The following is a 24,494-nucleotide window of genomic DNA, read 5'->3' as shown; positions in this document are numbered from 1 at the left end:
GCCTCAGCCCGGGACCGCGGTGCCGGCGGTATCGCCCAGCCCGGTCTTTTTCGCCTTGGCGGCGGCCAGCGTGTCGCGCAGCTCGGCCTCCATCTTTTTCAGCTCGGCCTCGGCTACGGCGCGTTTGGCCTTGCCCTCGTCGGCGATCTGAAGGCTCTCCTCGATGGTGCCGATCAGGTCGGCATTGGCCTGTTTCACCGCCTCGATGTCGAACACGCCGCGCTCCATTTCCTCGCGGATCATCTTGTTGCTGTCGCGCAGGTTCTTGGCATTCGCCGTCAACAACTCGTTGGTGAGGTCGTTGGCGTCGCGCACCGCCGCGGCGGCCTCTGCGCTGCGCTGGATGGTGACGGCCTGGGCCAGTTGGGTTTCCCACAGCGGCACGGTGTTGACCATGGTCGAGTTGATCTTGGTCACCAGGCTCTTGTCGTTCTCCTGCACCAGCCGGATCGAGGGCAGCGATTGCATCGTCACCTGGCGGGTGAGTTTCAGGTCATGCACCCGGCGTTCCAGATCGTCGCGCGCAGCGCGAAGGTCGCGCAGCTCCTGTGCTTTCATCACCTGATCTTTTTCGGCGGCCGCCTGCACCTCGGCCTCCTTGGCGGGGATGTCGCTGCGGTCGAGTTCGGCCAGCTTCTCCTCGCCCGCCGCGATGTAAAGCGCCAGCTCGTCGTAGAAATCCAGCGTCTTGGCATAGAGCATGTCGAGCGACTTGATGTCCTTGAGCAGCGTATGCTCATGCTTGAGCAGGTCGTCGGTGATGCGGTCGATCTGGCCTTGCACCTCTTCGTAGCGGGCGGTGAACTTGGCAAAGGGGGCGGCGCGGCCCAGCAGCTTTTCCCAGAACGAGCGTTCGCGCCGCACGTCCAGTTCCGAGACCGAGAAGCCGCGGATCGCGGTGACGATGGTGCGCAGGCTGTCGCCGGCGGGGCCGACGTCCTTGTTGCGCACACCGGCCAGCATCGCCTGGCTGATCTCCTGCAACTCGGCCTGGGCGCCGGAGCCGAAGGCGACGATCGAATTGGTGTCGGACATGTCGATTTCGCCCATGCGCTTGCGGATGTTGGCGCCGACCTCTTCGCCGGCCTCCTCCATCACCACGATGTCGCCGGACGGATCAGAGAGTACGACGGCGGTGACCTCTTCGATCTCGGACAGGGTTTTCTCGGCTTGCTTGCGGACAGTTTCAGACATGGGAGAATATCCTCGTTGAAAAGGGATTTGGGTCAGTCAAGGCGGACGCCCTCGCGGTTCAGCCGGTCACGCAGCACCTCGATCTCGACGGTCAGGTCGCTGTGATCGTCGGTCAGCATCTTGCGGGTGCGGGCGGCGAAATTCTGTTCCAGGTCGTCCAGCAGCGCGGTGTAATCGACGCGGGCCTGTCGGTCGGGGGTGCGGGCATAGAGATCGGCGAACTTGATCGTCGCGTCCCGCGCGCCCATCAGGTAGACGCTCATGTACTTGCGGGCGCCGGTCAGATCGCGGGGGTCCTCTTCGACGGTGCGAAAGAGATCTCGGGCTATTTTCTGGAACTGCTCGACACGGGCCTCGATCTTGCGGTCGCCGGCGCGGCGCACCGCCTCGGACATCGTCGCGAGATAGCCCTCGGCCTCGGCCACGGCGCGGGCGACGCGATCCTGCTGAAAACTGTCGATCCCCTCCATCCCCTTGTTGCGCAGCGGGTCGATGCCAAAGGCCAGTGCGTGCAGCCCCAGCGCCGCCCCACCGTAGAGCAGCGGTGCCACCAGACCCGGTTCGGTCCGGTAGGCGGCCAGCCCGGCGCCGATCCCGGTGAGCAGGCTGGCCAGCATCTTGCGCGGCAGGACCGGGCGGCGCGCCACCCGGCGGGCGGCATAGGCGGCCTCGGCGCGCAGCCCCTCGCGCACCAGCCAGGCCGCCAGCGCCAGAGTGCCGGCGGCAGCAAGTCCCAGCGCCATCGAGACGGCACCGCCGCCGAAGGAGAGAAAGACCAAGAGCGCGGCAGGCAGGAACAGTGCGTTGGCGCGCGCGCCCACCGGATCGACCTGCGCCCCGTGATAGGCGCCGCGCAGGGGCGCGCCCGCGTCGGCGTCGCCCTCTGGCGCTGCCTCGGGGTCCGGGCTGAACTTGCCGCCGAAACGCTGGGCCATCTGCTACAGCCCCCCGAGCCAGCCGGTCGCCACCCCGAAGAGCAGCACCAGAAGCGCCGCGTAGGCGATTTTTTGCATTCCGCTCCGAGACATCGGGCACCCCAGCCTATCGTTACACACCGAAAGGTATGCGATGCGGGGCAGGCTTGCTAGGGGGAACCGCAGCGCGGGCGTGTCAGGTCGTCTCGCCGTCTAATGTCCGCGCGGGGTCGGGGGGCGTTTGCCACCGGGGCGGGGCTTGCCGCCGCGCGCGTCGGGTTTGCCACCGCGCGCCGTGGGCTTGCCGCCGCGTGCGTCGGGTTTGCCTCCGCGCGTCGTGGGTTTGCCGCCACGTGCCTCGGGCTTGCCGCCCCGCGTATCGGGCTTGGACGTCGGGTTGCGGCGCAGCCGGGGTTTGGGCTGCGGGGCCGGGGCCTCCTGCTCGGCCTCAAGGCCAAGCTGGTCGCGCATCACCCGGCGGCGAACCTCTTCGACCTCGCCGGATTTCAGGTTGCCCAGTTGGAACGGCCCGTAAGAAACCCGGATCAGCCGGTTCACGGTAAAGCCCATCTCCTCCATGGCGCGGCGGATCTCGCGGTTCTTGCCCTCGCGCAGCCCGATGGTGAGCCAGGCGTTGGCGCCCTGTTGTCGGTCGAGGGTCACGATCATCGGCTGGAACCGTTCACCGTCGATGGTGATCCCCTTGCGCAGGGGGGCGAAATCCTCGTCCTTGGGGCGTCCCTTGATGCGGGCGCGGTACTTGCGCAGCCAGCCGGTCGAGGGCAGTTCGAGCTGACGCTTGATCGCGCCGTCATTGGTCAGCAGCAGCAACCCCTCGGAGTTGAGGTCGAGTCGTCCGACGCTCATCACCCGCGGCAGTTCCTCGGGCAGGTCGTCGAAGATGGTCGGGCGACCCAACTCGTCGCGCGCCGTGGTCACGCGCCCGGTCGGCTTGTGATACAGCCAGAGCCGCGCCGGTTCTGGCGCGGTCAGCGGCTTGCCGTCGACAGTGATGCGGTCCTTGTCGGTGACGTTCAGCGCCGGGCTGTCGATCTGCTTGCCGTTCACGCTGACGCGGCCGGCCTCGATCATGCGCTCGGCCTCGCGGCGCGAGGCGACGCCGGCGCGGGCCAGCACCTTGGCGATGCGGTCGCCTTTTGGCGTGTCGGGGGGCGGTTGGGTGCTCATGCTTCGGCCTTAGCCGATCAGACGGTCTTGCGAAAGCGTCGATTGCGGGGCAGGGAGGGGTCATGATGTTCCGATCCCACATGGACAAGGCGCTGGAGCAGGCGCGGGCGGCGGCGGCGCGCGGCGAGGTGCCGGTGGGCGCGGTGATCGTCGATCCCTTTGGCCAGGTGGTCGCGACGGCGGGCAATCGCACCCGCGAATTGAACGATCCCACCGCCCATGCCGAGATCCTGGCGATCCGCGCCGCCTGTGCCGCCGCCGGGTCCGAGCGGCTGGGCGGCCATGACCTCTATGTCACGCTGGAACCCTGCGCCATGTGCGCCGCCGCCATCGCCGCCGCCCGCATCGCGCGGGTGTATTACGGCGCTTCGGACCCGAAATCGGGCGGCGTGGCGCATGGGGCGCGGGTGTTCTCGCACGCCCAGGCGCATCACGTGCCGGAGGTGTACGACGGCATCGGCGCGCGCGAAGCCGAGGGTCTGCTGAAGCGGTTTTTCGCGGAGAGACGGGGGAAGGGCTGACCGGGGCGAGGCCGTGTCTGCCCCCCCAGTCACCCACCTGTCACCCCGGGCTTGATCCGGGGTCTCTCCAAGGGGAGCAGGCCGATCCCGGATCAGGTCCGGGATGACAGGATCAAGTCCGGGATGACAGGGCTATGCCGGCAGGGGCAGGGGCCGCCGGTTGGCGACCCGCGCGCCGCCTCAGACCTCGATCGCCTGCATCACCTGCGGTTCGATCACATCGACGCCGGGCAGGGCGGCGGCGAGTTTCTCGGCCGACTGCTCCAGGATCGGGAAGGTGCGGTAATGCCCCGGGATCAGCGTCTTGAAGTTGAAGTACCGCTCGGCGGCATAGGCGACCTTGTCCATGTCCATGGTGAAATAGCCGCCCGCCGACAGGATGCCGATGTCGGGCTTGTAGTAATCGCCCATCCACTCCATGTCCGCCATGATGTCGGTGTCGCCGCTGCAATAGACGGTCTTGCCCTCGGCGTGGATCATGAAGCCGGCCTCGGTGCCGCCGCTGCGCGGCCCCTCCGAGGTGGAGAAAGTCGAGGAATGCACCGCGTTGACCATCGACACCCTGACATCACCGCCCAGGTCGATGGTGCCGCCCTTGTTGAAGCCGACGGTCTCGATCCCCTCGGTCTCGCCCCAATGGGTCATCACGTCGTACTGGCCATGCACCGCGACGCCCAGCTTTTTCGACAGCGCCACCGCGTCGGCGGAGTGGTCGAAATGCGCATGGGTCATCAGGATATGGGTGGCGCCTGCGACGGCGGCGTCGTGGCTTTCCTCGGGCAGCACCGGGTTGCCGGTGAGCCAGGGATCGAGCAGCAGCACGTGGTCGCCGATCTCGAAGCGGAACGAGCCATGGCCAAGCCAGATGATTTTCATGATGGGCCTCCTTCTTGATTTCTGCGGACCCTATCACCGGCGGCGGGAGAATCCATGGCCTGGAAGGGCGACATCTTTGCCCGTCGCGGTGGGCCGATGCCATCAACCTGGCTTCGGCGATGGACCACCCGGGGGTGATCCGTTAACAGTTGAAACAAGGCAAGGGAGAGGGAGGGGCGCCATGCAAGCGCGCTATTTGGTCGTGGCGGGCGCCTGCCTGACGCAGTTCACCATCATCGGGCTGATGTTTTCCTTTGGCCTGTTCTTCAAGGTCTTCGAGGCCGAGTACGGCTGGTCGCGCACGCTGATGTCGGCGGCCTCGGCGCTGTCCTTCCTGGCGATGGGGGTGCTGGGCATGATCGGCGGGCGGCTGAACGACCGGTTCGGCCCGACCCGGGTTCTGGCGGTGACCGGCGTGCTTTACGGGCTGGGCTTTGCACTGCTGTCGCAGGTGAGCCAGCCTTGGCAGCTTTTCGCCATTTGCGGCAGCTTCATCGGGCTGGGGCTGAGCACCCATGACGTGGTCACGCTGTCGACCGTGGCGCGCTGGTTCGAGGGGCGGCGCGGCATCATGACGGCGGTGGTCAAGGTGGGCACGGCGGTCGGCCAGGTGACGGTGCCGCCGGTGGCGGCGCTTATGATCTCGGGGATGGGATGGCAGCCGGCGGTGATGGTGATGGGCGGCGGCGCGGTCGTGTTGCTGGTGTTTGCCGCGCTGATCATGAAGAGCCCGCCGGTGCGGACCGGGCTCTCGGAACAGGCCACCGCGCCTGCCGCGGGGGCGAGCTTTGCCGAGGCGCGGCGCAGCCGGGTGCTCTGGACGCTTTGCGCGGTGCAGTTCTGTTTCTTTTCCGCGCTGATGACGGTGCCGCTGCACCTGCCGATCCACGGTATGGACCTCGGGATGAGCCCAGCGGCGGCGGCGACGTTGCTGTCGGTGGTGGGCGGTGCCAGCGTGGCGGGGCGGCTGGCGGTCGGGCGGCTGGCCGACGTGATCGGCGGACGCCGGGCCTTTGCCCTGTGTTTCGTGGTGCTGATCGCCGGGCTGGGCGGGTTGACCGGGCTGACCGTGCCCTGGTTGCTGTTCACGGCAGTGGCGGTTTACGGGTTTGCGCATGGCGCGCTGTTCGTCGTGGTCTCGCCCACTGTGGCGGAGTATTTCGGAATGCGCGCTCATGGGGCGATCTTCGGCACGGTGCTGTTCTGCGGCACCCTCGGCGGGGCGGTTGGCCCGATCCTCACCGGCATGGTGTTTGACCGCAGCGACAGCTACCTGCCCGCCTTTGTCACCTTGACGGGGATGGCGGTGCTGGCGCTGCTGCTGGTGTTGTCGTTGCCGCGCCCCGATGCGGCGCCACTGGCGACCGCGGAGGGCGCCGCCTCCTGATCACCGGGCACGACGAACCGGTCAAGGCTGGCGGTGATATCGCCCAGATTGAAGGGTTTGCCGATGCAACCGTTCATTCCGGCAGCGAGATAGGCGGCCCTTTGTTCCGGCATCACGTTGGCCGACAGCGCGACGATGGGCGTGTCCTTGTTCAACCCGCCCTTGCGGATATCGCGGGTGGCCTCGATGCCCGATTTGCGCGGCATCTGGATGTCCATGAAGATCAGCTCGAACCGCCGGCGCGCGGCGACCTCGACCGCCTCGACCCCGTCGGCGGCGATCTCGGGATCGACCCCCAGCCTGGCCAGGAACTTGCGGATGATGAACTGGTTGGTCCTGTTGTCCTCGACCACCATGACCCGGGCGTGATCGAACCGCGCAGGGCCCGGGGCGGGCGCCACCCTGATCTGTTCGGTGGGGCGGGCGCCGGCGACCAGCGGAAAGGTGAACCAGAAGGTGCTGCCCTTGCCTGGTGTGCTGCGCACCCCGGTTTCGCCGCCGTGAAGCTTGGCCAGGTTGCGGGCGATGGGCAGCCCCAGCCCGGTGCCGCCATAGATCCGCGCGGTCGCGTTTTCCGCCTGTTCGAATGTCTCGAAGACTCGCGCGGCGGCCTCCTCGGTCAGGCCGATCCCCTCGTCGCGCACCTCGACGCGGATCATCTCGCGCGCGGCCACCTCCTTGTGTGGGATGTCCGGCGCAACTTCGCGCGACACCCGGACCTCCACCGTGCCGCCGTCGGAGAATTTCACCGCGTTGCCGACATAGTTCATCACGATCTGCGACAGCCGCGTCGGATCGCCGACCAGGTAGGGCGGCACATCCTCGGCGAAGGTCTGGCGCAGGGTGATTCCCTTTTGTTCGGCGGGAACGGCCAGCGCGGAAAACACGTTGGTCACCAGATCCTCGCGCCGGAAGGGGATCTTTTCCAGCCGGATCCCGTGTTCGACGATCCGCGAGAAGTCCAGGATGTCGTTGACGATGCGCAAAAGCGCCCGGCCAGAGGTCTCGGCGGTGCGCAACAGCTCCTTCTGGTCCTGCGTGGCAACCTGGTCCTCCAGCAGTTGCACGGCGCCGATCACCCCGTTCAGCGGGGTGCGGATCTCATGGCTGACATTGGCGAGGAAAAAGGATTTCGCACGGTCGGCCGCCTGCGCCTCGCGGCGCAGCCTGTCGAGGTGTTTGGTCGTCTTCTCGATCTCGGAAACAAAGATCAGGATGCCGATGGTGGTCGCGGCGATCACGTTGATCAGGATGACGCCGATCGGTCGCGGGATCGTGCCATGGGTCAGCCAGACCAGGCAGGCGACCACTACCACGCTGAGGGTGGCGCCGTTTCGTGGCCCAAGAAGGGCAATGGAAATCGGCGGAACCACGAAGAACTTGAGAACCATGGCCCAGGACAGCCCCACCGGCGACAGCATCTGGACCCCGATCACGAACAGGAAATAAGAGACCAGGACGACGGAGGCGACCCGCAGTTGCCCGGTCCACCACAGAATGGCAGGCGGTATGAAAAAGGCAAAGGCGGACCAGAGCGTCCAGCCGGCGCGGCTCGGCGAAAGGCCATGTGTTTCGTCGAACCAGGTCAGCCCCTCGATCACGCCCGCGACAGCGGCAATCAACGACAGCGAGGTGAGGATCCGCCGCCGCGCCGAGGTCAGCCTGTCGTCGGGATCGACAGCCGGCCAGGCGAACTCCCGGAGGAAACTCGCAATTCCGTTGGGGGCGACGACAGACAGGGCGCATGCTCCGCAGAATGACCATTCGCAGGTCAAGTTGACGCAAGTGTATTGACAGATCGTTAGCCCGGATCTGCGTGTCTCAGGGCAACAGTGTCGGGGCCGCCGGGGGCGTTCCGGGGGACCGGAGCGAAGCGCAGTCTTGAAGGCGGCGCGCCGGAGGGGTAAACGCCGCAGGGATACAACGAGAGGTCTTCCATGTCGATTGACGAAAGCACCGCCGCCCGCGTGGCCAAGCTTGCCCGTATCCGGGTCGAGGAGGAGGCGCTGCCCGCCCTTGCGGGCGAGTTCAACACCATTCTCGGCTTCATCGAGCAGCTCAACGAGGTCGATGTCGAGGGCGTCGAGCCGATGACCGGGGTCACGCCGATGCGGCTGAAACGGCGCGAGGACGTGGTGACGGACGGCAACCAGCAGGACAAGATCCTGAGCAATGCCCCCGATGCGCGCGAGGGGTTCTTCGCGGTGCCCAGGGTGGTGGAGTAAGACATGAGCGATCTGAACAAACTGGGCCTGGCCGAGGCGCGCGACGCGCTGCGCAAGGGCGATGTCACCTCGGTCGAGCTGACCGAGGCCTGCCTGTCCGAGATCGAGGGCGCGGGGGCGCTCAACGCCTTCGTGCACAAGACCCCGGAGGTCGCGCTGGAGCGCGCCCGGGCAGCGGACGCGCGGATCAAGGCGGGCGATGCCCCGGCGATGTGCGGCCTGCCGATCGGGATCAAGGACCTGTTTTGCACCAAGGGCGTGCCCAGCCAGGCCGGCAGCCGCATCCTCGAAGGCTTCCTGCCGGAATACGAATCGACCGTCAGCCAGCAACTCGCCGATGCCGGTGCGGTGATGCTGGGCAAGCTCAACATGGACGAATTCGCCATGGGGTCGTCCAACGAAACCAGCGTCTATGGCAACGCGGTCAGCCCCTGGCGGCGTGGCGGTGACGATGCGGCGCTGACGCCGGGCGGGTCCTCGGGCGGATCGGCCGCCGCCGTGGCCGCCGACCTGTGCCTGGCCGCGACCGGTACCGATACCGGCGGTTCGATCCGCCAGCCCGCCGCCTTTACCGGCACCGTCGGGCTCAAACCCACCTACGGGCGTTGCTCGCGCTGGGGCGTGGTGGCCTTTGCCTCTTCGCTCGACCAGGCCGGGCCGATGACCAAATCGGTGCGCGACGCGGCGATCATGCTGGGTGCGATGGCCGGGCACGATCCCAAGGATTCCACCTCTGTCGACCTGGCGGTGCCGGATTTCGAGGCGGTGCTGAGCGGCGATATCAAGGGCAAGAAGATCGGCATTCCCCGGGAATACCGCATGGACGGCATGCCCGAAGAGATCGAGACGCTCTGGCACGAGGGCGCCGAGATGCTGAAATCGGCGGGTGCCGAGATCGTCGACATCAGCCTGCCGCACACCAAGTACGCGCTGCCGGCTTATTACGTGATCGCCCCGGCCGAGGCCTCGTCGAACCTGGCGCGCTATGACGGGGTGCGCTATGGCCACCGCGCCACGCTGGAGGCGGGCGACGGCATCACCGAGATGTACGAAAAGACCCGCGCCGAGGGCTTCGGCGCCGAGGTTCAGCGCCGGGTGATGGTGGGCACCTACGTGCTGTCGGCGGGGTTCTACGACGCCTATTACAACCGCGCCCGCAAGGTGCGGACCCTGATCAAGAAGGATTTCGAGGACGCCTTTGCCCAAGGGGTCGACGCGATCCTGACGCCGGCCACGCCGTCGGCGGCCTTCGGGCTGGGCGAGATGGGCCAGGCCGACCCGGTGCAGATGTATCTCAACGATGTCTTCACCGTGACCGTGAACCTTGCCGGGCTGCCCGGAATCGCGGTTCCGACCGGGGTCGACCGCCAGGGGCTGCCGCTGGGGCTGCAACTGATCGGGCGCCCGTGGGAAGAGGGCGATCTGCTGAACACCGCCTACGCGCTGGAGCAGGCAGCCGGATTTGTGGCCAAACCGGAGAAATGGTGGTAAAACGCCCGCCAACAAGAGCAAGAACGGCAGGACAGCAGCCATGCGTTTTCTCCATGCGGCCCTGATCATGGGCGGTTTGAGTGCCTGTGCTCCGGCAATCCCGGACAGCGCGGCAGGGGTCGGGTTCAACACTTCGGTCGAGGCCCAGCGCGCCCGCGAGGCGCAGCTCGCCGGGTTGGCGCCTACCACCACCGGGGTGGCCCCGCCGCTTGCTGTGTCGTCCGAGCCGCTCTCGGCGGCGGGCACCGTTTCGGCCCAGCAATCGCCGCAAGGCACGCAGCCGGTGCAGACCGCAGCGGTCGCCTCCGCCGCGCAAACCGGCGACAGTGCCGCCGATATCGCGGCCGAGACCGCCGCCGCGCTGCAGGCGGCGCGCGCCAATTCCGGGCAGATGCCGTTGCAGGCCAGCCCCTTGAACCCCGCGCCCACGGCGGTCAACAACCCGGGGATCTCGGACGAGAACGATTTCCAGGCTGTCTCCACGCGCGAGTCGATCCAGAGCGACGCTGAGCGCATCGCCCACAACCGCCAGCTCTATACCCAGATCGCCCCGACCGAGGTGCCACGCCGACCGGGTGACCAGCAGCCGAACATCGTGCAATACGCGCTGAAGACCAACAATCCGCGCGGCGTGCAGCTTTACACCCGCGGCGGGCTGACCCCGAACCCGAGGGCGAAGATGGAGCGCAACTGCGCCAAGTACGGCTCGCCCGACCTGGCGCAGATGGCCTTCCTGTCCAAGGGCGGGCCCAAGCGTGACCGGATGGGCCTCGATCCCGATGGTGACGGCTATGCCTGCAGCTGGGATCCCGCGCCGTTCCGCCAGGCGGTCAAGAACTGATCGGGTGACGCCGCTCTGGCATCCGTCCCCCAATTTCGGCGCGCGGCGCGATGGGCTGCGTCCGTCTCTGATCGTGCTGCATTACACCGCGATGAAGGGCGCCCGTGCGGCGCTGGAGCGGCTCTGCGATCCGGCGGCCGAGGTTTCGGCGCATTACCTGATCGGTGCCGATGGCACGGTCTGGCAGATGGTGCGCGAGGCCGACCGCGCCTGGCATGCCGGGGCCGGATCGTGGCGGGGCTGTGATGACATCAACTCGCGCTCCATCGGGATCGAACTGGACAATCTCGGCACGCATCCCTTTTCCGAACCGCAGATCTCGGCGCTGGAGGCGCTGCTGGCGGGGATCATGATCCGCTGGGGCATTGGCCCGGCGGGGGTTATCGGCCATTCCGACATGGCGCCGGGGCGCAAATGCGATCCCGGCCCGCGCTTTGACTGGTCGCGGCTGGCCCGGCAGGGGCTGGCGCTGGCGCATCATCCGCAGGCCGGCGGTGTTGCAGAGGCACAGGGCTTTCGCGCGCTGGCGCGGCGGGCCGGCTATCCGGAGGCCGATGACGGGGATCTGCTGAGTGCGGTGCGCCACCGTCTCCGGCCCTGGGGCAGGGGGCCGCTGTCGCCGGCGGACATGGAGGCGCTGGCGGGCTTCGTGGCGGCGCAGGAGGCCGCGGGCGGCGCCATGCGCGGCACCTGACACCGCACCGACCCGATCCGGCCTTTGCCCATTGACGCCGGCCCCCCTGACCCCCTATCCCCCCATCAGCGCGGAGGGCCGGATGGCCGCGGCGGCCTTGTGTCGTCGAGGAAAGTCCGGACTCCCTGAAGCAACGGTGCCGGGTAACGCCCGGGCGGGGCAACCCGACGGAAAGCGCCACAGAAATGAAACCGCCCCGGATGCGTCCGGGGTAAGGATGAAACGGTGGGGTAAGAGCCCACCGCGCCGCTGGCAACAGGGGCGGCACGGCAAGCCCCACCGGGAGCAATGCCAAATAGGACCCCCGCGCGGGCCGGTCCCCGCAAGGGGAAACCGCCGCTAGGCCCGCTTCAGCCGAGAGGGGTCGGGTTGGCAGCACGAGGCGCGACGCGAGTCGCGTCCCAGATGAATGGTCATCGACGGGGGCAACCCCTGAACAAAATCCGGCTTACAGGCCCTCCGCGCTTATTCTCTCTCCACACCAGGGCTTTCTCGCCCCCTTCAAAACGGGTGTTCGCCCTGGCGACCGGCCATCGCCGCCGGTCGGTTGCGCGACCTTTGGCACCGCCGGGCGAAAACGCGGTTGACTCGGGGCGCGCCATCGTTAAAAGGCAGGCTTCATGAGAATTTCACGGGCGCGGCTGTGCCCGGCGCAGGAGAGATGAAATGGCGAAACCAACGACCATCAAGATCCGCCTGAACTCGACCGCGGGCACCGGCCACTTCTACGTGACCAAGAAAAACGCCCGCACCATGACCGAGAAGATGGTGGTGCGTAAGTACGATCCCGTCGTGCGCAAGCACGTGGAGTACAAGGAAGGCAAGATCAAGTAATCTTGCAATCCGACCGGCCTTGGCCGGATGCGGGGGCCGCGCTTTTGCGCGGCCTTTTTGCGTTTTTCGCCCGGCGCTTGTGTTTTGGGGCCGCTTGGCGCTAGCGTGGCGCAACCAGACCCAACCGACGGCCCTGACATGACTCGCCTGTTTGCCTCTGCCTGCCTGATCTGCACCGTGCTCGCCGCCTGCAACGGCCCGAACTATCAACGTGGCATCGGGTTCACCGGAATCGACGGTGAACCACGTGCCGAGGCCAGCCAGGACAGTGACACCGTCAGTCGCGCGGTCGGCCCGGTCGAGGCGCTGGCGGCGCATCCGCCGCAACGGTTGCGGGTCGCCACCGGCGATCCCGCCGAAATGGCCGCCATTGCCATCGCCCATGGCGGGCAGGGGGCGGCCGATTCGATTCCCGCGACCCTTGGCGGGGCGCCGGTGCGGCTCAGCATGGTCGAGGTGAACGGTCTGCTGCACGCGGTGATGCGCCTGCCCGAGGGGCGGCGCGGCAAGCTTGCCGCCGGGAGTGGCCCGGCGTTTTCCGCCGCGGTGCCGCGCCTGACCGGATGTGTCACCGCCGGCCCGGCCTACCTGCGCGAACGCCCGGCGGCATCGGCCGGTGCGGCGGTGCCGGTCGACTGCCGCTAGGCCCCGGGCCTGACGCCGGGTCTCTGCCGGCTCGGCTTGCGCTCGTCGCCCGAACAGGGTAGCAGCGGCCCCCTTTCCGGGACGCCTGCACCATGCCGACACAGACCCTTGCCATCGACTTCGGAACCTCCAATTCCGCGGCGGCCCTCGCCACCGCGCAGGGGGTCTTTCGCATTCCCATCGAGCGCGGGAACGAAACCCTGCCCACGGCCGTGTTCTTTCCCGAGGACAAGGGCGCCATGCGGCTGGGCACCTCGGCGGCCGAGGCGCTGATCGGGGGCGAGGAGGGGCGGTACATGCGGGCGCTGAAAAGCGTGCTGGGCCTGCCGCTGTTGCATGAGACGCGGCTGATCTGCGGCCATCGTCGTGCCCTGTCCGGGATCATCGCCGATTTCCTGTCGGAATTGCGCCAGCGCGCCGAGGCGGTGACCGGGCAGCGATTCGTTCGGGCGCTGTCGGGGCGGCCGGTGCATTTTCACACCGCCGATCCAGACAAGGACACCCAGGCCGAGGCCGACCTGCGTGCCTGCTACCACGCCGCCGGGTTCGATTCGGTCGACTTCCTGCCCGAGCCTGAGGCCGCCGCCATCGCCTGCCAGGGCATGGGCGCGGAGGGGCAGATCGGGCTGATCGTCGACATCGGCGGCGGCACCTCGGATTTCTCGGTGTTCCGGACCGGCGCGGGGCGGCCCGAGATCCTGGCCAGCCACGGCATCCGCCTTGGCGGTACCGATTTCGATCACGCGGTATCCATGACCCACGCGATGCCGCACCTAGGGCTGGGCGGACAACTGCGTCGCCAGATGGGCGCGGGGCTGCTGCCGGTGCCGCGCGCACCCTATGTCGACCTGGCGACCTGGGCGAAGATCCCCTTTCTCTACACCCCCGAGACGCGGCGGATGGTGGACGACATGGCGCGCCTTGCGGTCGAGCGCGAGAGGATAGCGCGTTTTTCCGAAGTACTGGAGATGGAACTGGGCCACGAGCTGGCCTTCGCGGTCGAGCGGGGCAAGATCGCCGCCAACAGCGGCGGCGCCGGTGGGCGCATCGACATGCGGTTCATCACGCCCGGTCTGGCCGAGGAGGTGACGCCCGACAGCCTGGATACGGCTCTGTCCGAGACCCGCGCCGCACTGCGCGCGGCGGCGGCGGAAACCCTGGTGCTGGCCGGGGTCGGGCCGGAGGAGATCGGGCGAATCATCCTTGTCGGCGGCTCCAGCCTGATGCGCATCGTGTCGGAGGAGGCCCGTGCGTTGTGCCCCGGCGCCGAGGTCCTGCGATCCGAGGCGTTCACGGCGGTGGTCGACGGGCTGGCACTGGCCGCGCGGGGCTGAGTGGGAAAAACGAGCGGGCCCAAAAGAAAGGGGCCGGTCGTACAGACCGGCCCCCGAAACGTACAGGTTCGTCGCTGTTACTCGCGGTTGCCCAGCAGTTGCAGAAGGAACATGAACATGTTGATGAAGTCCAGGTAGAGGCTCAGCGCGCCCATGATGGCGGCCTTGCCCAGCCATTCGCTGTCGCCGGTGTGGGCGTGCTGCAGGTAGGTGGCCTTGATCTTCTGGGTGTCATAGGCGGTCAGGCCGGCAAAGATCAGCACCCCCAGGATCGAGATCGCGAACATGATCGCGGGCGAGCCGAGAAAGATGTTGATGATCGAGGCGACGACCAGACCGATCACGCCCATGATCAGGAAGGTGCCCATGCCGGACAGGTCCTTTTGGGTGGTGTAGCCCCAGAGGCTGAGGCCCGCGAAGGCGATCGAGGTCACCAGGAACACCTGGGCGATCGAAAAGCCGGTGAAGGCGACAAAGATCCAGCTCAGCGACAGGCCCATGACCGACGCGAAGGCATAGAAGAACAGTTGCGCACCGGCCGCCGACAGGCGGTTCAGGGCTGCGCCGAAGGCGAACACCATGATCAGCGGGGCGAACATGACGATCCACCCCAGGATATTGGGTTGCAGGGTCATCGGGTCGCGGAACACGCCCAGCAGTTGCGGGCTGCTGCCCACGGCCCAAGCCACGGCAAAGGTCAGAAGCATGCCCACGGACATGGTGCCGTAGACCTTGTTCATATGGGCGCGCAGACCCGCGTCAATCTGGGCAGTGCGCGCGCCGGCAGCCGTCCGGATTGTGTCGAATTCAGCCATTCATGGTCTCCATTAAAGCCGGTTGCTCCGCCCGCAGGCGCGGACGGCATTCATGTGTGAATATTGGAGGAGATGGCTGAGTTTTCAAGGAAATCCGATGGATTTTCCGTCATTCACGCAGCGAAAATGGCCGCGCACCTGCGATGGCGCGCGGCCGGTCGGCCGGATTCAGTCGAGGGGAGAGGGTCGAATCAGCAGCGCCAGGTTTCGGGGGCGTCCCAGAACGTGCGGCGCGCCTCGGCATGGGCCTCTTCGCGGGTCAGGCCGATATCCTGCAGGGCGCGGTCGTCAAGATCCTTGAGCATCTGCCGCTGACGCCAGACTGCCACGAGGCGGCCCAAGGTGCGGAGCACCGAGGGGCGGCGGGAGGTGTGGCGGTGGGAGGCGGTTGTATAGGTCATGTCTCGTGTCCTTCCTTGATCTGTGATGTGTTTCAGGAGTTCAATCAAATTTCTTGATTTATATGGTGGAGTATGGTGCATTTTAAAAGCGAATGTTTTTGATCCCTTTCATCACAGGATTTGATCATGCGAAATCTCGACATCACCACGCTCCGGTCCTTCGTCGCGGTCGCCGACAATGGTGGCGTGACCCGCGCGGCGGGCTATCTGCACCTGACCCAGTCGGCGGTGTCGATGCAGCTCAAGCGGCTGGAGGAATTGCTGGGGCTGCAATTGCTGGACCGGTCCGGGCGGACCATCGCGCTGACCGCCGCCGGTGATCAGCTTCTGGGTTATGCCCGGCGGATGGTGGCGCTCAACGACGAGGTGATCGGGCGGCTCACCGACCAGGCCTTCGAGGGTGAAATCGTGCTGGGCGTGCCCCATGACATCGTCTACCCGGCGATCCCCAGCGTGTTGAAGCGGTTCAACGCCGCGTTTCCACGGGTCAAGGTCCAGCTCCTTTCCTCTTACAGCCGGCAGCTCAAGCATGCCTATGGCCGGGGGGAGTGTGACCTGATCCTGACCACCGAACCGACCACCAGCGAGGGTAGCGAGACGATCGCGGAACTGCCGTTGAACTGGGTCGGCGCGCAGGGCGGCTCCTGCTGGCGGCAGCGCCCGCTGCGGCTGGCGTTCGGGCGGCAGTGCATGTTCCGCCCCGAGGCGATCGAGGCGCTGAACGCCGCCGGCATCGACTGGGAAATGGCGGTGGAAGCGGACTCCGACCGCACCATCGAGGCCACGGTCAGCGCCGATCTGGCCCTGACCGCCATGCTCGACGGCTCCGAGCCGCGCTTCCTGGAGCAGGTCGATCACGGGTCCGCGCTGCCCGATCTGCCGGCGCACAAGATCAACCTTTATGTGCGGGACCTGGGGGGCAACCCGCTGGTCGGTGAACTGGCGGCCCTGATTCGCCAGACCATCCGCGGTCATGCCGCATCGCCGCTGCGCGTGGTGGGGTAGGGGCGGGGTCGGGCGCCCTAGGGCGTGATCACCACCTTGCCGGTGGCGCGCCGCTCGCGCAGCAGCGTCATGCCCTCCTCGACCTGCTCCAGTGGCAACAGGTGGCTGACATGCGGTTTCAGGCGGCCCTGCCGGTACCAGTCCAGAAGCGTGCGCAGGCTGTCTGCCACCGCCTCGGGGCGGAACTTCAGGTACCCGCCGATGTAGAACCCGATCACGGTCAGGTTCTTGACCAGCAGGTGATTGGCCGGGATCTGCGGCACCTCGCCCCCGGCAAAGCCGATCGGCAGCAGCCGCGCCTCGGGGTTGCAGGCGCGGAAGGCGGCCTTGAAGGTGTCCCCGCCCACCGCGTCATAAACGACATCGGCGCCGCCCAACTCCAGCACCCGGGCGCGCAGGTCCTCGGAGGCGTCGATCAGGTGATCGGCCCCTGCCGCGCGCGCGACCTCCAGTTTGTCGGCGCCACGGGCCTGGGCGATCACCCTGGCGCCCATCAGCTTGCCGATCTCCACCGCCGTCAGCCCGACCCCGCCGGCCGCGCCGGTCACGACAAGGGTCTCGCCGGGCTGCAACCGCGCCCGGTGGTCCAGCGCCATGTGGCTGGTGCCATAGGCGATCTGGAAGGCGGCGGCATGGTCAAACGGCATCTCGTCGGGAATCCGCACCGCCCGCACCGCGTCGAACACGCCGTACTCCGCCAACCCGCCCTGACCTGCATAGACCGCCACCCGGTCGCCGACCTGGGGTGTGGTCACCCCATCCCCGACGGCGTCCACCACCCCGGCCACCTCCATGCCAAGGGTGAAGGGAAGGTCGGGCGTATCCTGATAGGTGCCCTTCTGCATAAGCAGATCGGCGAAATTCAGCCCGCAGGCCCGAATCTGCAACCGGATCTGCCCCGGGCCGGGATTCGGAATCGGCTGATCGCACAGTCGGGCGGGTCCGCCCGGGAGGTCCATTCGATAGGCGCGCATGAGTTCCCCTTGGGTTTTCAAGGCATTTGCGGGAAATGACGTGGCCATGTCAAACCGGTGCCCGGGGGCGGAAAATCACAACCACAGGGACAAATATCGCTGATGGAAATCAACTGTCTTGTGTGAAACGGCAAATCGCCTTACATTTGGGAATGTATATTCGGGCCGCCTGCACATATGCGAAGAAAATCGCGGGTGTGTCTGGAGGAGACGATCCCGAGCCTTACATAGGCAGTTTCGAAAGGTCGTTTGTGACATTCAAGGAGAAAGCCATGCCACATCGGGTTGACGTACACGTCGGCAAGAGAGTCCGGCATCGCCGTTGGCTGGTCGGCATGACACAGCAGCAACTGGCGGAGCAGGTCGGGATCAAGTTCCAGCAGATCCAGAAGTACGAGACCGGGGCCAACCGGATCAGTGCATCCCGGCTATGGGATATCGCCGAGGCGCTCGAGGTTCCGGTCAGTTTCTTTTTCGAGGGGCTGGAGGAAACGGTGAGCGCGGACAGCGACAAGCCCAAGGTGCCGGCAGATCTGCTGGGGGACAAGGAGGCGCTGGACCTGGTCCGCTCCTACTACGCGATCCCGGAAAACCAGCGTCGCCGCCTGTTCGATCTGGCGCGGGTGCTCAGCGACGTCGCCTGAGCAAGGGCTGCGCGGCGCTTGCATCCGCCGTCGCCGCGTGGCACCTGAACGGCCATGACACAGGCCGCCCCAACCGATCTCGAAATCGCCGAAATTCTCGCGGAGGCCGCCCGCGCGGTGATCCTGCCCTATTTCCGGAACCCCGAGCTGGTGGCGGAGAACAAGCAGGCCGACGGTTTCGATCCGGTGACCGAGGCCGACCGCGCCGCCGAGGCGGCGATGCGGGATATCCTCATGCACCACCGGCCCGACGACGCCATCCTGGGCGAGGAATTCGGCGCCCGGCCCGGCACCAGCGGGCGGACCTGGGTGCTGGACCCGATCGACGGCACCCGTGGGTTCCTCAGCGGCACGCCGACCTGGGGGGTGCTGATTGCCCTGTCCGAGGCAAACGGCCCGGTCCTGGGCATCATCGACCAGCCCTATACGCAAGAGCGGTTCATCGGTGCGCCCGGATTGGCGGTTCTCGACGGCCCGCGCGGGCGCGTGGCGCTGTCCACCCGATCCACCGAAACGCTGGACCGCGCGATTCTGTTCTCCACCTTCCCCGAGGTCGGCACGCCAGAGGAACGCGCCGGGTTCCAGGCGGTGGCCGAACAGGTGCGCCTGACCCGCTATGGCATGGACTGCTATGCCTATGCCTTGCTCGCGGCGGGCCAGATCGACCTGGTGATCGAAGCCGGGCTTAACGCCTATGACATCCAGGCGCCGATCGCGGTGATCGAGGCCGCCGGCGGCATGGTGACCGATTGGCAGGGAGGTCCGGTCCATGAGGGTGGCCGCGTGCTCGCCGCCGCCAACGCCACGCTGCACGCCGCCGCGCTGGAGATCCTGCGCCGGACCTAGGTTCGCTTGCACCCACGATCCACGGCCAGTATCCTCGCCCCGCGCCGAGTCCTTTGTCCGTGTTCTGTCGGCGCCCCTGTCACACTTCGCAATCGAAACGGGCCAGACCGGAGTGTGCACGAATGACCGAAATCCTGATCCGAAATGCCGAATCCCTCCTGACGATGGATGACCAACGCCGCGAGCTGGCGGGCGCCGATCTCCTGATCCGTGACGGCGCCATTGCTGCCATCGGCCCCGATCTCGAAACCAAGGGCGAGGTGGTCTTGGCCACCGGCTGCGTCGTCACCCCCGGCCTCGTCAACACCCACCACCACTTGTACCAGAGCCTGACCCGCGCGGTGCCCGGCGGGCAGGATGCGCTTCTGTTCGGCTGGCTGCAAACGCTCTACCCGATCTGGGCGCGTTTCGGTCCCGAAGAGGTGCATGTCTCGGCCCTCACCGGGCTGGCCGAACTGGCGCTCTCGGGCTGCACGCTGACCTCCGATCACCTCTATCTCTACCCGAACGGGGCGCGGCTCGACGATACCATCGCCGCGGCGGGGGAGATCGGGCTGCGCTTTCACCCCACCCGCGGCGCCATGAGCATCGGCGAGAGCGACGGCGGCCTGCCGCCCGACGCGCTGGTGGAACGCGAGGCGGATATCCTCGCCGATGCGGTCCGGGTAATTGATGCTTTTCACGACCCGGCCGAGGGCGCGATGGTACGCGTCGGCATCGCCCCCTGTTCGCCCTTCTCGGTCAGTCGCGACCTGATGCGCGACGCTGCGCTTCTGGCCCGCGACAAGGGCGTGATGCTGCATACCCACCTGGCTGAGAACGACGAGGATATAGCCTATAGCATCGCCCATTTCGGCTGCCGTCCGGGCCAGTACGCCGAGGATCTGGGCTGGACCGGACCGGATGTCTGGCATGCCCATTGCGTCAAGCTGGACGGGCAGGAGATCGACCTTTTCGCCCGCAGCCAGACCGGCGTTGCCCATTGCCCCTGTTCCAACTGTCGACTGGGCAGCGGCATCGCGCCGATTCGCGCGATGCGCGATGCCGGCCTGCGGGTGGGGCTGGGCGTCGATGGCTCGGCCAGCAACGACACCGGCAACCTGGTGCAGGAGGCGCGGCAGGCAATGTTGTTGCAGCGGGTGGCCAACGGCGCCAACGCGATGAGCGCCCGCGAGGCGCTGGAGATCGCCACGCGGGGCGGCGCCGACGTGCTGGGCCGGCCCGACTGCGGCCGGCTCGAGGTAGGCAAGCGCGCCGATATCGCGCTCTGGGACGTGACCGGCATCGACAGCGCCGGGAGCTGGGACCCCGCCGCGCTGCTGCTGGCCGGCCCCTCCCGCGTCAAACACCTCTTCGTCGAGGGCCGGCAGGTGGTGCGCGACGGGCAGATCGCCACCCTCGACCTGCCGCGCGTGATCGAGCGGCAAAACGCGCTGGCCCGCGCCCTGATGGGCTAGGCCGGCCCCGCTTCTTCTCTTTGTCAAATTCGCCCGCAGGAGGCACCGGGGCGCTTGGCGCCCCGGCCTCGGTTCGGTTTCGCTCAGCCGTCCTTGCGGATGGTCTCGTTCTTGGGATCATAGGGGCTGTCCGCGACCACCTCGGCCTCCCACAACTGGTCGAACATCCGCACCTTGAGCCTGGTGCCCGGCACGGCAAGCTCGGGTTTGACATAGCCCATGCCGATGGATTTGCCGAAGGCCACGGAATAGCCGCCCGAGGTCAGACGCCCGACCTTGGTGTCGCCATCATAGAGCGCCTCGCGCCCCCAGGGATCGGCATCGTCGGGCCCGTCGATCAGCAGGGTGCAACATTTTGAGCGAATGCCCTTGGCCTCCAATGCCGATTTGCCATGAAACTCTTTCGACAGATCCACGAAGCGCGGCAGGTCCGCCTCGAGCGGGGTGGCGTCGCGGCCCAGTTCGGTGCCGAAGGCGCGATAGGATTTTTCCTGGCGCAGCCAGTTCTGCGCCCGTGCGCCGACCAGCTTCATGCCGTGCTTTTCCCCCGCCGCCATGAGCTGATCCCAGAGATAGTTCTGCATCTCCATCGGGTGATGCAACTCCCACCCCAGCTCGCCGGTATAGGCGACACGGATCGCGCGCACCGGGCACATGCCCAGCTCGATCTCGCGCATCGACAGCCAGGGGAAACGCTTGTTCGACAGCACAGTCGCGGGATCGGCATCCTTGACGATCTCGTTCAGCACGTCGCGGGATTTCGGCCCGGCGATGGCGAGGACACCCCATTGGCTGGTGACATCCTGGATCTCGATATAGCCGAACTCGGCGGCCTTGTCCGCGGCCGCCTTGCGCAGGTAATCCGCGTCATAGGCGCTCCAGGCGCCGGCGGAGACGAGGTAGTATTCATCCTCGCCCAGCCGCACGATGGTGTACTCGGTCCGCGTGGTGCCGGCAGAGGTCAGCGCATAGGTCAGGTTGATGCGCCCCACCTTGGGCAGCTTGTTGCAGGTGAACCAGTCGAGGAACTGCGTGGCCCCGGGCCCCTTGACCACATGCTTGGTAAAGGCGGTGGCGTCGATCAGGCCGACACCCTCGCGCACCGCCTTGGCCTCCTCGACCGCATATTGCCACCAGCCGCCGCGGCGAAAGCTGCGGGCGTCGTGGTCAAAGCTGTCGGGTGCATTCAACGGACCGTAATAATTGGGCCGCTCCCAGCCGTTCACACAGCCGAACTGCGCCCCCAGCGCCTTTTGCCGGTCATAGGCGGGGGCGGTGCGCAGCGGGCGGCAGGCGGGGCGTTCTTCGTCCGGGTGGTGGAGGATGTAGACATGCTCATAGGCCTCCTCGTTCTTGCGGGCGGCGTATTCGGTCGTCATCCAGGACCCGTAGCGCTTGGGGTCGAGGCTGGCCATGTCGATCTCGGCCTCGCCCTCGACCATCATCTGGGCGAGGTAATACCCGGTGCCGCCGGCCGCCGTGATGCCAAAGGAAAACCCCTCGGCCAGCCACATGTTGCGCAGCCCCGGTGCCGGGCCCACCAGCGGGTTGCCGTCGGGCGTATAGCAGATCGGGCCGTTGAAATCGTCCTTGAGCCCCACCGTCTCCGAGCTGGGGATGCGGTGGATCATGCTCATGTATTCCTCCTCGATCCGCTCCAGGTCGAGCGGGAAGAGGTCGGCGCGGAAGCCTTCAGGCACGTCGTAGAGGAATCGGGCCGGCGCATTGCGCTCATAGGGGCCAAGGATCCAGCCGCCGCGTTCTTCGCGCACGTACCACTTGGCGTCGGCGTCGCGCAGGACCGGGTGTTCGGGCCGGGTCTTGCGGTAGTCCACCAGCGCCGGGTCGGGCTCGGTCACGATATACTGGTGCTCCACCGGGATCGCGGGGATCTTCAGCCCCAGCAGCCGCGCGGTGCGCTGCGCATGGTTGCCGGTGGCGGTGACCACATGTTCGGCGGTGATCACCTGCTGTTCCTCCGACGGGACGAGGTTGCCGCCCTTTTCCACCATCCGGGTAACGGTGACGCGCCAGTCGCTGCCGGTCCATTCGTAACCGTCGACCTGCCATTTGCGCACGATTTCGACGCCGCGCTGGCGCGCGCCCTTGGCCATCGCCTGGGTGACGTCGGCGGGATTGATGTAGCCGTCGGTGGGGTGAAAGATCGCGCCTTTCAGATCCTCGGTGCGCACCAGTGGCCAGCGTTCCTTGATCTGCGCCGGGGTGAGCCATTCATAGGGGATGCCCACGGTTTCGGCGGTCGAGGCATAGAGCCTGTATTCGTCGATCCGCGCGTCGCTCTGGGCCATGCGCAGGTTGCCGACCACGGCAAAGCCGGCGTTGAGGCCGGTCTCTTCTTCCAGCGTCTTGTAGAACTTCACGCTGTAGTCGTGGATGTGGCTGGTGGCGTAGCCCATGTTGAACAGCGGCAGCAGCCCCGCCGCGTGCCAGGTCGAGCCGCTGGTCAGCTCGTCGCGCTCCAGCAGCATCACGTCGGACCAGCCGGCGCGAGCGAGGTGATAGGCGATCGAGGCGCCGACGGCACCACCGCCGACGACCAGGGCTTTGACATGGGTCTTCATGATACCGCGCTCCGGAATTGAGTCTGTTGTCCCTGATGTATGCCATGCGCGCAGAGCGGCTCAGAGGCCATCCGACAGGATTTGCGGCAAAACCGACCTCGCGGCGATTTCGACGCAACGAAAAAGGGCGGCCGCGCCGCCCCTTCTTCTCTTTTCAAATCCTCCCGCCGGAGGCCACGCGCCAGGGGCGCGTCCCGCCCCTGTCAGATGACCTCGCCCCGGTCAGATGATCTTGCCCGGGTTCATGATGTTGTCGGGATCAAGCGCCGACTTGATCGCGGCCATGTAGCGCGTGGCCGCACCCAATTCCTTTTCCAGATAGGGCCGCTTGCCCTGGCCGATGCCATGTTCACCGGTGCAGGTGCCGTCCATCGAGATCGCCAGGTCGTTCAGCCAGCCGACGAATTCCTCGGCCTTCTCGATCTCCTCAGGGTTATCCATGTCGATCAGCGGCAGGCAATGGAAATTGCCGTCGCCCACATGCCCGACGATGGGCGAGATCAGGCCCAGCTCCTCGGCCTTGGCCGCCGCGGCGCCGACGCATTCGGCCAGTTTCGAGATCGGAACACAGACATCCGTCGACAGCCCCTTGGCGCCAGGGCGCAACCCGTGGCTGGCCCAGTACATGTCATGGCGCGCCTGCCACAGCTTGTTGCGTTCCTCGGTGCTGGTGGTGGCGGCAAAGCCGCTGCCGCCGAACTCCTCGGCGATCCCCTGGAAGGTTTCGGCTTGTTCGACCACACCGGTTTCCGAGCCGTGGAACTCCAGCAGCAGCAGCGGCGTTTCCGGGAGGTCCAGCTTGGAATAGGTGTTGGCGGCGCCCACGCTCAGCGCGTCCAGAAGCTCCATCCGGGCAACGGGGATGCCGTACTGGATGGTCATGATCACCGCTTGGCAGGCGGCGTCGACACTGGGGAAGGAGCAGCGCGCCGAGGAGATCGCCTCGGGGATGCCCTGCAGGCGCAGGGTGACCTCGGTGATCAGGCCAAGGGTGCCCTCGGCGCCGACCATCAGGCGGGTAAGGTCATAGCCGGCCGAGCTTTTCTTGGCGCGCTGGGCGGTGCGGATCACCCCGCCGTCGGGCATCACCACCTCGAGCGCGAGGACGTTGTCCTTCATGGTGCCATAGCGCACCGCGTTGGTGCCCGAGGCCCGGGTCGAGGCCATGCCGCCGAGGCTGGCGTTGGCGCCCGGGTCGATGGGAAAGAACAGGCCCTGGTCGCGCAGGTGGGTGTTCAGATCCTCGCGGGTGACGCCGGGCTGTACCACGCAGTCGAGATCGCCGGGATGCACGGCGAGGATCTTGTTCATCTGCATCAGGTCGACCGAGATGCCGCCGGCGGGGGCGTTCACATGCCCCTCCAGCGAGGTGCCGGTGCCAAAGGGGATCACCGGCACCTTGTGCGCGGCGCAGGTCTTGACGATCTCCGAGACCTCCTCGGTGCTGTGCGGGAACACCACGGCATCGGGGGACTGGTTCTGGATATAGGTGGTGGTGTGGCCGTGCTGTTCACGGATCGCCGCCCCGGTCTGGCATCGGTCCCCGAGGCGCTGTTTCAGGATGCCCACAACGGTTTCGATTCCGGTTTCGTTGCGCGGCAGGGCTGTGGCCTGGACCATTGGTAG

At 66.9% G+C, this 24,494-nt stretch carries 23 protein-coding genes and 1 other RNA gene; 14 read left to right on the top strand and 10 right to left on the bottom strand.

Annotated features, from left to right (window positions below; translation table 11 throughout):
• Window positions 1-3: 3 nt before the first annotated feature.
• The 3 genes from ABWV23_RS17980 to ABWV23_RS17970 form a co-directional block, all read right to left on the bottom strand.
• Window positions 4-1,194, bottom strand: coding sequence for a toxic anion resistance protein (locus ABWV23_RS17980; protein ID WP_353350217.1), 1,191 nt, complete (start codon window positions 1,192-1,194; stop codon window positions 4-6).
• 32 nt (window positions 1,195-1,226) lie between these two features.
• Complete coding sequence (locus tag ABWV23_RS17975) at window positions 1,227-2,129, bottom strand: 5-bromo-4-chloroindolyl phosphate hydrolysis family protein (RefSeq protein WP_353350215.1); 903 nt, start codon at window positions 2,127-2,129, stop codon at window positions 1,227-1,229.
• A gap of 192 nt (window positions 2,130-2,321) precedes the next feature.
• Entirely contained in the window at window positions 2,322-3,296 is a 975-nt protein-coding gene (locus tag ABWV23_RS17970; protein WP_353350213.1) for a pseudouridine synthase, read from the bottom strand.
• 62 nt (window positions 3,297-3,358) lie between these two features.
• On the opposite strand from ABWV23_RS17970, the gene ABWV23_RS17965 reads away from it, so the two are divergent.
• On the top strand, window positions 3,359-3,817 hold the full coding sequence (locus ABWV23_RS17965; protein WP_353350211.1) for a nucleoside deaminase: 459 nt from the start codon (window positions 3,359-3,361) through the stop codon (window positions 3,815-3,817).
• Window positions 3,818-3,997: 180 nt separating this feature from the next.
• On the opposite strand, the gene ABWV23_RS17960 is transcribed toward ABWV23_RS17965, so the two are convergent.
• Complete coding sequence (locus ABWV23_RS17960; protein ID WP_353350209.1) at window positions 3,998-4,693, bottom strand: metal-dependent hydrolase; 696 nt, start codon at window positions 4,691-4,693, stop codon at window positions 3,998-4,000.
• 181 nt (window positions 4,694-4,874) lie between these two features.
• On the opposite strand from ABWV23_RS17960, the gene ABWV23_RS17955 reads away from it, so the two are divergent.
• A complete protein-coding gene (locus ABWV23_RS17955) occupies window positions 4,875-6,080 on the top strand; it encodes an MFS transporter (protein ID WP_353350207.1) in 1,206 nt (401 codons plus the stop codon).
• On the opposite strand, the gene ABWV23_RS17950 is transcribed toward ABWV23_RS17955, so the two are convergent.
• Window positions 5,963-7,855: an ATP-binding protein gene (locus ABWV23_RS17950; RefSeq protein WP_353350205.1), complete on the bottom strand. Its 1,893-nt coding sequence runs from the start codon at window positions 7,853-7,855 to the stop codon at window positions 5,963-5,965. The genes ABWV23_RS17955 and ABWV23_RS17950 overlap by 118 nt on opposite strands.
• A 162-nt stretch (window positions 7,856-8,017) precedes the next feature.
• Between ABWV23_RS17950 and gatC the strand changes: the two genes are divergently transcribed.
• The 8 genes from gatC (at window position 8,018) to ABWV23_RS17910 (ending at window position 14,144) form a co-directional block, all read left to right on the top strand.
• Complete coding sequence (gene gatC / locus ABWV23_RS17945) at window positions 8,018-8,305, top strand: Asp-tRNA(Asn)/Glu-tRNA(Gln) amidotransferase subunit GatC (RefSeq protein ID WP_353350203.1); 288 nt, start codon at window positions 8,018-8,020, stop codon at window positions 8,303-8,305.
• A gap of 3 nt (window positions 8,306-8,308) precedes the next feature.
• Entirely contained in the window at window positions 8,309-9,796 is a 1,488-nt protein-coding gene (gene gatA / locus ABWV23_RS17940) for an Asp-tRNA(Asn)/Glu-tRNA(Gln) amidotransferase subunit GatA (RefSeq protein WP_353350201.1), read from the top strand.
• Between the two features lie 40 nt (window positions 9,797-9,836).
• The gene (locus tag ABWV23_RS17935; RefSeq protein WP_353350199.1) at window positions 9,837-10,637 is read left to right on the top strand and encodes a hypothetical protein; all 801 of its coding nucleotides are present in this window, start codon (window positions 9,837-9,839) and stop codon (window positions 10,635-10,637) included.
• Window positions 10,588-11,331 (top strand): N-acetylmuramoyl-L-alanine amidase, encoded by a 744-nt coding sequence (locus ABWV23_RS17930; protein WP_353350197.1) that lies wholly within the window; start codon window positions 10,588-10,590, stop codon window positions 11,329-11,331. Before ABWV23_RS17935 ends, ABWV23_RS17930 begins: the two co-directional genes overlap by 50 nt.
• Before the next feature lie 70 nt (window positions 11,332-11,401).
• An RNA gene (rnpB, locus tag ABWV23_RS17925) (RNase P RNA component class A) lies at window positions 11,402-11,798 on the top strand.
• 199 nt (window positions 11,799-11,997) lie between these two features.
• Entirely contained in the window at window positions 11,998-12,165 is a 168-nt protein-coding gene (gene rpmG, locus ABWV23_RS17920) for a 50S ribosomal protein L33 (RefSeq protein ID WP_007814563.1), read from the top strand.
• 138 nt (window positions 12,166-12,303) lie between these two features.
• The gene (locus ABWV23_RS17915) at window positions 12,304-12,810 is read left to right on the top strand and encodes a hypothetical protein (protein WP_353350195.1); all 507 of its coding nucleotides are present in this window, start codon (window positions 12,304-12,306) and stop codon (window positions 12,808-12,810) included.
• A gap of 92 nt (window positions 12,811-12,902) precedes the next feature.
• A complete protein-coding gene (locus ABWV23_RS17910) occupies window positions 12,903-14,144 on the top strand; it encodes an Hsp70 family protein (protein WP_353350193.1) in 1,242 nt (413 codons plus the stop codon).
• 77 nt (window positions 14,145-14,221) lie between these two features.
• Here the strand turns inward: ABWV23_RS17910 and ABWV23_RS17905 are convergent, their stop codons facing one another.
• Both ABWV23_RS17905 and ABWV23_RS17900 read right to left on the bottom strand, forming a co-directional pair.
• Window positions 14,222-14,959, bottom strand: a complete 738-nt coding sequence (locus ABWV23_RS17905; protein WP_353350190.1) for a Bax inhibitor-1/YccA family protein — start codon at window positions 14,957-14,959, stop codon at window positions 14,222-14,224.
• A gap of 191 nt (window positions 14,960-15,150) precedes the next feature.
• Window positions 15,151-15,360 (bottom strand): DUF1127 domain-containing protein, encoded by a 210-nt coding sequence (locus ABWV23_RS17900; protein ID WP_353350188.1) that lies wholly within the window; start codon window positions 15,358-15,360, stop codon window positions 15,151-15,153.
• Between the two features lie 123 nt (window positions 15,361-15,483).
• On the opposite strand from ABWV23_RS17900, the gene ABWV23_RS17895 reads away from it, so the two are divergent.
• Window positions 15,484-16,365, top strand: a complete 882-nt coding sequence (locus ABWV23_RS17895; protein ID WP_353350356.1) for a LysR family transcriptional regulator — start codon at window positions 15,484-15,486, stop codon at window positions 16,363-16,365.
• Between the two features lie 17 nt (window positions 16,366-16,382).
• Here the strand turns inward: ABWV23_RS17895 and ABWV23_RS17890 are convergent, their stop codons facing one another.
• Window positions 16,383-17,339, bottom strand: a complete 957-nt coding sequence (locus ABWV23_RS17890; RefSeq protein WP_353350186.1) for an NADPH:quinone oxidoreductase family protein — start codon at window positions 17,337-17,339, stop codon at window positions 16,383-16,385.
• Between the two features lie 272 nt (window positions 17,340-17,611).
• Here ABWV23_RS17890 and ABWV23_RS17885 point away from each other — a divergent pair, with 272 nt between their 5' ends.
• From ABWV23_RS17885 to ABWV23_RS17875, 3 genes are all read left to right on the top strand, one after another.
• The gene (locus ABWV23_RS17885) at window positions 17,612-17,983 is read left to right on the top strand and encodes a helix-turn-helix domain-containing protein (protein ID WP_353350184.1); all 372 of its coding nucleotides are present in this window, start codon (window positions 17,612-17,614) and stop codon (window positions 17,981-17,983) included.
• Between the two features lie 54 nt (window positions 17,984-18,037).
• The gene (hisN, locus tag ABWV23_RS17880) at window positions 18,038-18,829 is read left to right on the top strand and encodes a histidinol-phosphatase (protein ID WP_353350182.1); all 792 of its coding nucleotides are present in this window, start codon (window positions 18,038-18,040) and stop codon (window positions 18,827-18,829) included.
• Between the two features lie 122 nt (window positions 18,830-18,951).
• A complete protein-coding gene (locus ABWV23_RS17875) occupies window positions 18,952-20,286 on the top strand; it encodes an 8-oxoguanine deaminase (RefSeq protein WP_353350180.1) in 1,335 nt (444 codons plus the stop codon).
• A gap of 83 nt (window positions 20,287-20,369) precedes the next feature.
• Here the strand turns inward: ABWV23_RS17875 and ABWV23_RS17870 are convergent, their stop codons facing one another.
• Both ABWV23_RS17870 and ABWV23_RS17865 read right to left on the bottom strand, forming a co-directional pair.
• Window positions 20,370-22,868 (bottom strand): GcvT family protein, encoded by a 2,499-nt coding sequence (locus ABWV23_RS17870; RefSeq protein ID WP_353350178.1) that lies wholly within the window; start codon window positions 22,866-22,868, stop codon window positions 20,370-20,372.
• Between the two features lie 222 nt (window positions 22,869-23,090).
• On the bottom strand, window positions 23,091-24,488 hold the full coding sequence (locus tag ABWV23_RS17865) for an FAD-binding oxidoreductase (protein WP_353350176.1): 1,398 nt from the start codon (window positions 24,486-24,488) through the stop codon (window positions 23,091-23,093).
• Window positions 24,489-24,494: the final 6 nt, after the last annotated feature.

The sequence above is a fragment of the Aquicoccus sp. SU-CL01552 genome (genome assembly GCF_040365005.1).
Taxonomy (GTDB): Bacteria; Pseudomonadota; Alphaproteobacteria; order Rhodobacterales; family Rhodobacteraceae; genus Antarcticimicrobium.
Note: the sequence above shows the minus strand (reverse complement) of the source record. Positions and strands in the feature narration are given on the sequence as shown.